The 11580-nt window shown below is 52.2% G+C and carries 15 protein-coding genes; all 15 read right to left on the bottom strand.

Annotated features, from left to right (window positions below; all coding sequences use genetic code 11):
• Positions 1 to 305: terminase small subunit (locus BUC22_RS21170; RefSeq protein ID WP_200805561.1), on the bottom strand; the 305-nt coding region annotated here is incomplete at its 3' end.
• A gap of 145 nt (positions 306 to 450) precedes the next feature.
• The gene (locus BUC22_RS21165) at positions 451 to 780 is read right to left on the bottom strand and encodes a hypothetical protein (RefSeq protein WP_143163960.1); all 330 of its coding nucleotides are present in this window, start codon (positions 778 to 780) and stop codon (positions 451 to 453) included.
• 30 nt (positions 781 to 810) lie between these two features.
• Complete coding sequence (locus tag BUC22_RS21160) at positions 811 to 1176, bottom strand: DUF4406 domain-containing protein (RefSeq protein ID WP_073383755.1); 366 nt, start codon at positions 1174 to 1176, stop codon at positions 811 to 813.
• Complete coding sequence (locus BUC22_RS21155; protein WP_073383753.1) at positions 1173 to 1982, bottom strand: DNA adenine methylase; 810 nt, start codon at positions 1980 to 1982, stop codon at positions 1173 to 1175. The genes BUC22_RS21160 and BUC22_RS21155 overlap by 4 nt, the downstream gene beginning before the upstream one ends.
• Complete coding sequence (locus BUC22_RS21150; protein WP_073383750.1) at positions 1979 to 2224, bottom strand: hypothetical protein; 246 nt, start codon at positions 2222 to 2224, stop codon at positions 1979 to 1981. Before BUC22_RS21150 ends, BUC22_RS21155 begins: the two co-directional genes overlap by 4 nt.
• A complete protein-coding gene (locus BUC22_RS21145; RefSeq protein ID WP_187367891.1) occupies positions 2217 to 2546 on the bottom strand; it encodes a hypothetical protein in 330 nt (109 codons plus the stop codon). Before BUC22_RS21145 ends, BUC22_RS21150 begins: the two co-directional genes overlap by 8 nt.
• Complete coding sequence (locus tag BUC22_RS22000) at positions 2524 to 2694, bottom strand: hypothetical protein (RefSeq protein ID WP_158577872.1); 171 nt, start codon at positions 2692 to 2694, stop codon at positions 2524 to 2526. Before BUC22_RS22000 ends, BUC22_RS21145 begins: the two co-directional genes overlap by 23 nt.
• Positions 2695 to 3004: 310 nt before the next feature.
• The gene (locus tag BUC22_RS21140; protein WP_073383748.1) at positions 3005 to 5203 is read right to left on the bottom strand and encodes an AAA family ATPase; all 2199 of its coding nucleotides are present in this window, start codon (positions 5201 to 5203) and stop codon (positions 3005 to 3007) included.
• Between the two features lie 3 nt (positions 5204 to 5206).
• A complete protein-coding gene (locus BUC22_RS21135) occupies positions 5207 to 6787 on the bottom strand; it encodes a DEAD/DEAH box helicase (protein ID WP_073383745.1) in 1581 nt (526 codons plus the stop codon).
• Positions 6787 to 7275 (bottom strand): DUF669 domain-containing protein, encoded by a 489-nt coding sequence (locus tag BUC22_RS21130; protein WP_224168781.1) that lies wholly within the window; start codon positions 7273 to 7275, stop codon positions 6787 to 6789. Before BUC22_RS21130 ends, BUC22_RS21135 begins: the two co-directional genes overlap by 1 nt.
• A 3-nt stretch (positions 7276 to 7278) precedes the next feature.
• Entirely contained in the window at positions 7279 to 8502 is a 1224-nt protein-coding gene (locus BUC22_RS21125; protein WP_073383742.1) for an ATP-binding protein, read from the bottom strand.
• Complete coding sequence (locus BUC22_RS21120; protein WP_073383740.1) at positions 8502 to 9821, bottom strand: AAA family ATPase; 1320 nt, start codon at positions 9819 to 9821, stop codon at positions 8502 to 8504. The genes BUC22_RS21125 and BUC22_RS21120 overlap by 1 nt, the downstream gene beginning before the upstream one ends.
• Positions 9799 to 9981, bottom strand: coding sequence for a hypothetical protein (locus BUC22_RS21115; protein WP_073383738.1), 183 nt, complete (start codon positions 9979 to 9981; stop codon positions 9799 to 9801). Before BUC22_RS21115 ends, BUC22_RS21120 begins: the two co-directional genes overlap by 23 nt.
• A 209-nt stretch (positions 9982 to 10190) precedes the next feature.
• Positions 10191 to 10919, bottom strand: a complete 729-nt coding sequence (locus tag BUC22_RS21110; protein ID WP_073383735.1) for a hypothetical protein — start codon at positions 10917 to 10919, stop codon at positions 10191 to 10193.
• A complete protein-coding gene (locus BUC22_RS21105) occupies positions 10919 to 11245 on the bottom strand; it encodes a hypothetical protein (RefSeq protein WP_073383732.1) in 327 nt (108 codons plus the stop codon). Before BUC22_RS21105 ends, BUC22_RS21110 begins: the two co-directional genes overlap by 1 nt.
• Between the last annotated feature and the right edge of the window lie 335 nt (positions 11246 to 11580).

Below are 11580 nucleotides of genomic sequence, written 5' to 3'. Positions count from 1 at the left end.
CTATACCCGGCTTTTATGGCTGCTTTCGTTGCGTTGAAGCACCGAATATAACACAAGCAAAACAGGCGCTGTTTATCGGTGAGACCATTATTGCCCATGACCTGATCAACTTCTTCAGTGATAATCTTCTGGTCTTTCCTTTTGGTTGCAACTTTTTTGGTTGCAGGGTTGCAACTTTCTTTTTTCCAGTATCGTGCTGCCCAGGACTTTACAGCGGACAGGCTGACACCATATTTTTTCGCGATATCTTTGTATTTCATGCCATCGAGATAATCCTGATAAGCTAAATCTCTTGTGTCCGGCAACCACCTCACCTCTCTTTTTTACGTACGAAAAAAGACCCCATCTCCTGCCGTGGCCTCTTGATTACACTCTTGTTAACGCCATTATACCACATATCGGGTGTTTTTTATGGCCCAAACTGTGCTGAGAAGTGTGTTATAAAGTGTGTTATTTATTCAAATCCGAATAAACGTGTCTTACGTAGTTGTGACTATACCCCAAATACTCTGCCGCCTCTTTCTGCGTCATGCCGTATACGTTCACCAGAAACAATACTTTCTCTGCTAAACTCTCAAAGCGGTCAACACAGTCTTTAAGCTCTTGTCTCAGGGCGTCCATCCTGTCGGTAACACGCTGGTATTCCTCAAAAATATCGATCGCCGCCCGACGATGGTTCCCGTGGATACTATCCGCATCCGTGTAGCTTGTCTCTGATTTCACCTTCTCTGGGCCTTGATATTTCAAAACATCTAGGCGTATCTGGTTTAGTCGTTCCAATTCTGCTTTAATCTCGGTTGGATTCATAGGCTAATCTTTCACCACCTGCCCATAATACAGAACTTCAAGCCCATTTGCCTTCGCGGCCTGCAACTCCATTTTACAGCCTTCTGACTGTTTCCAGTCGCCGCACATGATGATGGCATCACAGGCCGCCAGAAGCAGCACGCACCGTTTCATGGCTTCATATCCCGGCATGCACTCTGGGATCACGGTCAAGGGCCGGATCAGCTTGATCTTATTCTTCCATGGTCGGCTCCGGTACGAAACGCCTTCTTGGGCGCCCAAGATGTCATCTGCACACTCCTGCTCATGGTTCTTGTTTTCTGCCATCATCCCCACACTCGTGCACGGATGGGACAAGTAGTATATTTTTGTTGGATCGAGTTTAATCATAATAGCACCTCCATTTTCATCTGCTTCATTTCTGGTTCAAAATTCATCCAAAGGATTTCTGTCCGGGTACCACCGCGCTCAATTTGGCTTTTGATACTACGCTTTTCCCAGCCTTTTAAATAATCATTGTAAAGGGCATTGTCATATCCAGAAAGGATAATTTTGCCGCGATAATTTATGATGGTGTTCAAAAGGACTTCATGATCCGCGTCATCCATTTCATGGTAATATTGGTCTCCGTTTAGGGTTCGGGTAGCTTTCATGTATGGCGGATCCAGATAGGTTAACACCTCCGGTCCGTTAAAACTCTCTATTAAATCAATCGCAGGTCGGTTTTCAATTTGAGCATCTTTTAAACGCTGTGCCACCTGTATGATGGTTTCCGGCAGCTTACTCCAAAGCTTCGCGTTATCCGGCCCGCCATTTTTTGTTTTGCTGGTAGTATGACGAAAACTTCGGCTACACCTTCTGGCTCCAAATGTCATATAGCAGCCAACTGCCGTCCTTCTTGCACGTTCTACCGGATCATCGGCAACCACTTGACTCTCCTTTAACTCCTGCCTTGCCCACGGTGTAAGATTGATCGCCCTGGCCAGTTCCTCTGGATGCTCTCTGCAAACACTAAAAAAGTTCACGATTTCGCCGTCCATATCATTAATCGTCTCAATCCGCGCGGGTTCTTTGTTAAAAAACACCGCGCCACTGCCGAAATATGGCTCCAGGTAGCTCTCGTGGGGTGGCATGTGGCTAATAATCCAGCTGGACAGATTCCACTTAGCACCGGGATATTTAAGGACCGGTCTCATACAACCTTACCCCCATACACATGATTAATCCGCGTCCTCAGATTCTTCACCGCCACATCCCAGTTCCCCTTTTCTGTGGGCACAATGGCGTCAAAGGACCGGCGTTTTTCTCCCTTTGGCTGCACGTGCACCCGGAGCGCCTCCATTAGGGCCATTTTCATGGGCTCGATCAGAATCATGGTTCGATCGCTTTCCAGCGCATGCTTGATCAGATCGGCGTATTTTTGCTGGTTTTCAGTCATTTTGTTTCTCCTCCCATGCTTTGTAAAGCTCAAACCAGAAGGCTGCCGGCATGGTGATCTTCCAGTCCTCTCGGTTTTTCCGGTGGGCCACAATGGGGATCAAGTCACCGGCATCCCGGATGGCCTGCTGCAGGGCCTTTTCAATGTTCAGGGACTCCACACGCTTGACTTCCACGTGAATGCCGGGCAGGCCCACGACGTCCTCGCCTTCGATGCCGCTGTACTGCTGCCCACGCCGGCTGTCTGTGTAGCCCTGCTTCTGGCAGAGCTTCGCAAACTCCAGCTCGCCGCGCTTCCCCTTATTCCTTGAGTTGATGGTCATGGTCTTTTCCCTTCTGCCGGTTTTCCGGCGGTTTTTTATCTTTTAGTTTCCTGCGCTCTTCGCGCTCAATATTTTCAATCGCCTGTCCGGCGGTTGGGTTGATATACCCTTCCGTGTAGCGATGCTCGTTATAAATAGTCTTGCTCATGCGCTTCACCTTTCTAAAGTTTCCTTTTTTCAGTCAAAACTTCTTTGTCAGTGGACAGGGGAGGAAGGAGTAGGGCGGGCCGTGCTTAAGCCCGCCTTACTTCCCCCGCTGACCTGTTGGGACAGGGACACTGTATATATATGTAATATATATAGTTTGTCTGTCCCTGGGACAAAGAGGGATTTTTACCGACTTTGTCCCTATCCGGGAAATTATCGGTGTTTTCTCGACTTTGTCCCGATTTTCGGACAATTGTCCTTTCGTGTTTGTCCAAAGGACAGGGACGGACAAATTTCCGGTTTGTCCCTGCCTATTTCCTTCCGACTTCGCTGTTGTCAATCCAAAATCCACCGTGCTCCTGCACCCGCCTGCGTGTTGTTTTTTCACTCACCCCGAGAAATTCAGACAAAGACTGGATGGTAATCCGGCCTTCGATGCTGCAGGCTTCAAAGGCAATTTCAAGCTCCTGGCGCTTTTCTTCCTTCCGCTCTTCCGGGGTCTTTTTCTTTGAAAAATTCTTTTTCCAGGGCGGAGCGTCCCCTTCGGGATCAATGTCTTTCAGGGCGCCGGTCGGGTCGATCTGGTGCACCGGGTAGTCAAACCAGAGGTTCACAGGCTGGAATTTCGGGAACTCCCGGAGGGTGCCGTCAATCCGCCAGGCGGTCAGCTGGTCAACGCTCTGCTCAGCTGCGTCAATGACCTTTTGAAGGTCTTTGTACTGTGCCCGGCTCAGATGGATCTCGGCCAGCTCCTGCATGGCCCGTTTGCTTAGCAGATCGTCCTGTGAGGCGTCCTTTTCCCAGTTAACGGCATTGCTGTTCAGATAGCGTTCAATGGCCTTACAGGCGGCTTTATTGCGTTCCTGGGTGAGGATGTTGTCGTTCAGTTCCAGTTCGATCAGATCCAGAAGGGCATCGGGGTCTCTGGCGAAAACGCCGGACCCGCTGGCACGGTCCATGGCACGCTTGCCGCCCTGGCTGCCTTTTGAATGATGGTGGCAGTAGATGACGGCTGTGCCCAGCTCGGTACAGATTTTGTCAAACTGGTTGCAGAAGGTGGCCATCTGGTCTGCGCTGTTCTCGTCTCCAGTGATAACTTTGTAGATGGGGTCAATGACCACGGCGATGTAGTCCTTTTTGGCGGCTCTCCGGATGAGTTTCGGGGCCAGCTTGTCCATGGGCACGGACTTTCCTCTCAGGTTCCAGATGCCAATGTTTGCCAGGTTTTCGGGTTTTAAATTTAAGGCCTGGTACACGTCCTTGAACCGGTGCAGGCAGCTGGCCCGGTCCAGCTCCAGGTTGACGTAGAGCACTTTGCCTTTTTTACAGGGCCACTCTAACCACTTCCGCCCCTCGGCAATGGCAATGCACAGCTCAATCAGGGCAAAGGACTTCCCGGCTTTTGAGGGACCGGCCAGCAGCAGTTTATGCCCCATGCGCAAGACGTTTTGAATTAAAGGGGGCGAGAGTTCTGGGAGGTGATCCCAGACTGAGGCCATGCTCTCGGGCTCGGGAAGGTCGTCGTTGACACCCTCGATCCATTCCTGCCATTCGGCCCAGGATTCTTTCCCGATATTAGTATCAATCAGGAATTGTTTGTGCTGCCCCCGCATGATGCCGGGCATTCTTGAAAGTCTTGAGGGGTTCCGGTTCTGGCTGTCGATTTTCAGGCCGTTCTTTTTACAGACGTCATACAGGTAATCCACGCGTTTGCGGTACTCACTGTAATCTCCGGCGTCGATTCTTACAATGGCGTGGACGCTTTTGCCGCCGCTGTAGACCAGGCAGGCCACGGGCAGCTCCAGCTCGCGAATGATGGCGTTCTGGGCGCCGATGTCCATGTTGTCGGATTCCACCAGGGCATAGCGGAAATCGGTCACATTTTCGTTTTTAATGCCGTTTCCATCCAGAGGGTTAAACCGTATCCAGGCCCCCACCTCGGGCTTGTAATCCCCCAGCACGGCGCCGATATCCCCTTTACACTTCTGGAGCTGCTCAATGAGTTCTCCGGCGGTCCGGTCCCAGCAGCCCTTTGAGGGCAGGTACTTGCCATCTTTCTCCCAGCTCTCGGTCACATAGCCCACGTTTTCGGTGGACTCAAAGAGGGTGCTCAGGTAACGCACCAGTTCTGCGACCGGGTTCCATTCCTGGGGTTCGGTGATCTCCTGGGATTCCATCCAGTTTTTATCCACAATGACCAGTTCGTCATCGCTGATCTCATCGTCCCAGTCCAGCTCATGGCCGGAGACGGCCGGGGACCAGCCGTGCTCTCTGGCCAGCTGCACGATGGTGCCCCCGGTGACCGGGGTTCCGGTGCCCTTGAAGCTGTGCCACTTCTTTTCACACTCCCCGGCGTGGTACCTTGCGCGGTCACGCTGGCTCCAGTCTTCCCAGTCGGAGACGCTGCAGCCCTCTTCCTTGAGCGCCATGCCGACGTTTACCCAGTCCTGGTAATCCAGCATCGCGGGGTCAATGTATTCTAATAATTCGGGTAAACGCTGTTTTTCCATACTTTATACTCCTTTATAGGTGGCCGGATCGATCTCCGGCGGAATGCGCCAGCCGTTGGCGGCAATCCGGTCAATGAGGTGTCTGGCGGTGTCAAAATTCCAGGCGCCGACGTGGTCAAAACCGCGGCCTTCCAAAAAACGAATCTGTTTCGGGGTCGTCAGACCTTCAACGCGACGTTTATTAAGACGGTCCAGTAATAAAGCCGCCTTTCCAGCGTTGTCGATCTGATCCGGATAAATTCCCAGTTTCTCAAGGGCTTTGACCTGTTTATCGGACGGCGGCCCCATCTCCCAGCCAAAGGACGGACTGTAGCTCGCCAGATCTTCTGCCTGGATGCTCATCTCGAATTGTAATGGGTCCACCAGCTTGCGCTTGCGTTTTTTCATTTCCTGTAATTGTTTTGCCAGGGCTTCCTCTCTTTGGGCCACCACGTCCTCAGCGGCCTGTTTTTCGGCTTCCTCGATGTCCACGGGCCCGCCGGCAGCTTCGATGTTTTCGGTCATCTTTTTGGCCACTTCCTCGCTCTCGCAGATCAGGTTGGCCGGATGGCACAGCTCATGGCGTTCGGTATGCCAGAGAAAATCCAACAATAAAAGATGGTCTTTCCCGGGACTGAGCCTTGTTCCCCGCCCGACCATCTGACAGTACAGGCTGCGGACCTTGGTGGGCCTTAAGACCACAATGCAGTCCACGGAGGGGCAGTCCCAGCCTTCGGTTAACAGCATGCTGTTGCAGAGCACGTTATATTTGTTCTCTTCAAAATCCTTTAAAACTTCGGCCCGGTCTTGGCTGCTGCCATTGACCTCGGCGGCCTGAAAGCCCATGGTGTTTAAGATGTCTCTGAACTTCTGGCTGGTTTTGACCAGAGGCAGGAAAACCACGGTCTTTCGATTTGCGCAGTTTTTCTGCATCTCGGCGGCGATCTGAACCAGATACGGGTCAAGCGCGGTGCCCAGGTCGCTGGCCTTGAAGTCTCCGGCCTGCTGCCTGACCGCGGACAGGTCCAGTTTGAGGGGAATGGTGATGGCCTTGATGGGGCTGAGGTAGCCTTCTTTGATGGCTTTGGGCAGGGTGTACTCGTAGGCCAAAGACTCAAAGTAGGTGCCCAGGTTGCGCATATCCCCGCGGTCGGGGGTGGCGGTCACGCCCAGGACTTTGGCCTGATCAAAGTAGTTCAAAACATTCTGGTAGCTGTCGGAAATGCAGTGGTGGGCTTCGTCCACGATGATGGTCTGAAAATAGTCCTTTGGAAACTGCCGCAGGCGCTTTTTCTGCATGAGGGTCTGGACAGAGCCGACCACCACGCGAAACCAGCTGCCCAGACAGGTCTGCTCAGCTTTTTCGGTGGCGCAGTGAAGGCCTGTGGACTGCTGCAGCTTGTCGGCGGCCTGATCCAAAAGCTCACCGCGATGCGCTAAAACCAGGGCACGGTCACCCTGGCGGACACAGTCTTCGATGATTTTGGAAAAGACAATGGTCTTGCCGGTGCCGGTGGGGAGCACCAGCAGTGTTTTCTGGTGCCCCTGTTCCCATTCTTTAAAGACCGCAGCTTTGGATGCCTGCTGATAGGGTCGCAGCTCCATCAGAAGGCCCCCGGGGTGAAGCTGGTCTGTTTGGCTTCAAAGGGCGCCGGGTCTTCGGGCTCATAGAAACGCTTGATCTGATTCATCTCATGTTCCTGGCCTTTGTCATCGGTCCATTTTCGGATGCCGACCTTTGCCCGGCCGCGGGAACCGACCACTGCCGGCCAGTTCATGCGCAGCTTCTCGCCTTTTTTGCGCTGCCCGATCCCCATAAAGAAAGCGCAGAGCAGCCCTTCGGTTGCGGTGTGCATAAAAAGTGGATGCCTGATAATGTTAATGCCATCCGGGGTCTCGATTTTCAAGTGGACGGTCGCCTTATTGCAGGGCGGGATTTTGTCACCTCCCTGATAGCGGCCGCGCTCCATTTCCACGACCTCAAAATCATAATCGCCTTCGGGCAGTAAGATAAAATCGGGACTGTCGTGCTCAATCTCATCGTCCCAGTCAAGTTCTCTGTCTTCCATCATTTGTGTGTTGTTATCAATCATTGTTTATGCTCCTTTTCGTGTTTGTTTTATCATTGAAAATACCTGTGGCCACGCCCCGACCAGAACGCCACTCACAAAGTCGGGTTCGTAGTTGGCAATGGGGGTGTCTTTGGGGTAATAGCCTTTCAGGGCCACAACGGCCTGAATTTCCCCTTCGGTTACCTGGTTTTCCTGCATCAGGTCGGCCAGGGCTCTGGGGATGCCGGGGGCGGTCTCGGGGATCTCATGGAAATCGGGATCGCCCAAGGTTTCGATTGCGGACGTTTCAATTCCTTCCAGAGCTTCTTTATACTGCATAAACGCGTCATACTCTTCCTTGGTGACTTCACTCAATGCGGGATCACTTGGTTGACTGCCGTCGGCCGTATAAGATGCCGTATCCGTTTCTTTGTTGTACCAGTATCTCAATCGATTCTCTGGTGGTGTGTTTGGCGTCTCGGTCTGCGTTTTAACCGTTGCCAGCTGCAAATTTTTCTGCTGTCCCTGAGCCGGCGCTGTCTTTACGCCCTCGATGATATGGGCGATCTGGGCGTACTCAAAGGGCAGTTCTGGGGGCAGGCCCTGGCGGTTTTTGGCGTCCCAGCTCGGCATATGGCTGGTGTACATGACGCGCTTGCCCCCAGAGGCTTTGTTTTTGCCTTTTTCTGCGCCCTGGCCGTCCACGTTGACCACATAGACCTTGTAGTTGGCAAAGAGCAGCATATCGGCCCATTCCTTGACCAGAGGGGCGGTTTTCTTCTGCAGCTTTAACTCCCACCGGTCATAGGAGCCCATCTCATCGGGCTGGTCGAACTTCCGGATCAAGGCGTGGGCGTTTAAGACCACGTGGATGCCGGAGCGCACGATTTCTTCCAAAAGGTTTAAAAGTCTTCCGAATTCCTCGGATAAGTAGACATAGCCTTTGCCGTAGCCAAAGTCTTCGATGCCTTTTTTCTGGGCTTTCGCGCAGACTTCGTTCATGCACAGCATCTCGGCCCAGTCGGCGGTGTCGAGGACCAGGGTTTTGCAAAGCCCTGGCGTTTTCTTGACATAATTCACCTGTTCCATGAGCATGGTCCAGCTGCTGGGCCGCTGCAGGCGCTTGACGTCCATGTCGTTGGTACTCCCCTCGGTGTCGATAAAAAGGGGATCGGGAAACTGGGCGGCGAAGGTGGACTTGCCAATGCCTTCGGGGCCATACACGGCCACTTTTTTAGCGGTCTGGATTTTTCCTGTGATGATTTCCATCAAAACTCACCTGCTTTCCATTTCTGTTCTTTTGGCGGTTCTGTTTCTTTTTCAGGAGAAAGATCGCCGCCGTAGCCGTCTTCGATGATGATGCTGCACTCTTCGCCGGTGGAGACCCGGGTGGCAATGGCCTGGAGCCCTTCCTGTTTCAGCCAGTCGCCAAAAGCTTTCAGGCTGTCAAGGTCCATCTGTTCCAGCTTGTCAATGAGGACAAACCCGCACTCGGGGTTGAGTTTCCGGACAATGGCGGTGGCCACCTTGAGCTGATCGGAACCGGAGAGGTTGTCCCAGGGATAACCGTTGTAGGTCAGCTTGCCGTCCTCAACGGACAGGCCGGGCAGCGGCAGATCGGCGTTTTTGAGCAGATCGGTCTTTTTCTGCCTGGTATCCTCCAGGGTGGCGGTCAGTTCCCGGTACTGGTTTTCATAGTCCAGGGCATCCTGCTCAGCCTTGTCTTTGTCCAGGTTGGCCCGGACTTTGCGGTTGATTTCTTCGATGTTGGCAATGTTCTGTTCCAGTTCCTCGGTGGATTCGTCCTGGAGCTCCTGAACGGTTTTCATGGCCATGTCTTCATCTTCCCGTGCTTGATGGTATTGTTTCTGGAGCGCTTCCTGTTGTTTTTGAAGGTCTGCGATTTTCTGCTCAATGATTAGCATCTTATTCCAAAGACGTTCTTTACTGTCGGTGATGTCTTTCAGGCTGTCCCGTTTGCGTTGGTTCTCACCGTTTCTGGCCAGGATTTCCTGCTGTGCTTTGATCAGGTCGCTGGCGGAAACGGGTTCTTTGGGGGCGTCGGGAAAATAGGGCTGTTCTTTGGCAAACTTCTTTTTCTGGTCGGCAATCTGGCCGATCATCCGGCGCCGGTTGTACAGCTCGTTTTCTTCGTGGGTCAGCTCCAGAAGCTGGTCTTCCACGCCGATGATCTGCAGCAGGGTGTCGGCCTTTTCTTTGTCGTTTGCTTCCATGAACCGCGGGAGGTCCAGGGCCAGCTGTTCCACAAAGCTGTTGAGCAGCTGTTGGCCGGCTTTCTTTCCTGCCGGGTCGGTGACTTTCAGGGCGCTGTTGACGCCCTTGCGGTCCACGACGATCCCGTTTGACAGGACGACATGCAGGTTCGGCGGGATGACGGACCCGTCCCGGACAGCCTTGGACGGACGGTACTTCTCCCCGCCCAGGGCCCAGGCAATGGCGTCGAGTACCGAGGTCTTTCCCTGGTTGTTCTTCCCGCCGATGATGGTCAGGCCGTCTTTGGTGGGCTCCACCTTTACGGCTTTGATGCGCTTGACGTTTTCGATTTCAAGTTTGTTGATTTTGATCATGTTTTAACCTCACAATTTCTTTTTCCATGACATAGACGGCGTCTTCGATGGCCTGGGTTGCCCAGGAATTCTGACTCAGAAAACGCCGTTTTAAAGCGGACAGGGTCTTAATGTCCCGGAGAAGGTCCACCCGATCTGGAATCGAATTTCTTTTTTTCATGGTGTTTTTCCTTAAGCTGTTGTCTGCAGTATCGGCATACAAAGGGTTCCTGCTCAATGGGCTGGTGGTCCTCATAGATCATGCCGCAGACGCTGCATTGTTTTTCGTATGGGAAGTCCATTTACTTTTTACTCCAATCGTGATATACTCACTTATAGAATATTTTTCATGATTGCCGGGATGACGTGGCTGCGTCACCCGGCTTTTTTCTATGCAATAATGGTGTAAGGGCAGTTCCCGTCTTCATCGCTCAGGGCTTCGATCAGGTAGGCTTGAATGTTTTTCATGGCTTCCTGCCTCCAGGCGCCGCCATCGGCTTCAAAGAGCGCTACCTGCATGTTTTGGTTGATGCGCAGCACAAAGGCACTCTCGGGCTGCTCCACCTCGGTGAAGGTTCGGAACGGTGCCAGGCGGACGGGGTTCGGGATCGTGGCTTTGGTTTTTAACACTGCGCCTGTTTTTGCTTCCACGTTCTGGGTCACACCGTCGTCGGAAACCTCTACACCACTGTTCTGATCCAGACAGATGTTGCCAACCACTTTCAGAACGGCATCCCTGTCACCTTGACCTTTGAAGCAGGACTGCAGCATGACGTTGAAGGCTTCGCGGTCCATGTACTCGTTAAACAGGATATGCGGTACTGGCGCGGTGGCTTCCAGGAATTCTTCCCGGGTACGGGTACAACAATCCAAAGAACCGTTGACCGTGACCGTCTCTGGCCCATACACATGAATAAGTGTATATGCTGGGGGTTCTTCGTCAATATTGCTTCTGAGATAGTCCACGATGCTTGTCAGGCTCTTCGTCCGCAGAGATACTGGTTTTGGTGGCAGTACCGGAAATAGGTTTTCCCTTGTGTACTCCACGCTCCCCGCTTCAATGGTTTTCGGGCCGGCCATTTCTTCAATCTTTTCAATAAATTCACGTGTTAAGTCCATTATTTGACTCCTTCCATTTCAAGTACATTTTCAACGTTCATCTGACCGGGAAGTTCGTTCCCGATTTCTTCTGCAACGACCTTACGGCCATCTTCGGTGATGGTAATGGCGGTGGCAAAGCCGTTGATCGGGGCTTCGGTGTGCTTCACCTTGAAGTCAATATCACCGATGGTGCGCTTCTCATTGGGGCTAATGGTCATCTCGATGGTGACCTTCCGTTTTGCTTTGGGATCGGTGTTAACGTCCCGGATGTTTCTGAGAACCTTGTCGAACTCATAGTCGAAGACTTCCTGCAAGGCGCCGCTGTTAATTTCACTTAATTGCATGTTTTTTCTCCTTTGGTTTTTTGAGAATGTTTGGCCGGAGTAACAGTGCCCTGCCCTCCGGCTTTTCAAAATCCATTAAAGCTTAAAAATTTGACTGTTCAGGTTGGACGGGAATGAGCGCCCGTCCGTTTTTATCTTGCGTAATTTTTTACAAATCGATTTAGTTTTTTTTATTTCCGCGTTTAAAGCCCGCGGATCAGGCTTTGACTTAAAGTGGTTATATGGCGTCGCACAGCTTCATTATGGCGGAACGCCCCTGTATTGGATCATTGTTTTTTCTCCATTCCTGTGGTACAATAACCACGTAACATATTGTCTGGTCCCTAATGCGTGGC

The organism is Eubacterium callanderi, assembly GCF_900142645.1.
In the GTDB taxonomy this organism is placed as follows: domain Bacteria; phylum Bacillota; class Clostridia; order Eubacteriales; family Eubacteriaceae; genus Eubacterium; species Eubacterium callanderi.
This window is presented reverse-complemented; position numbering and strand designations above follow the sequence as displayed.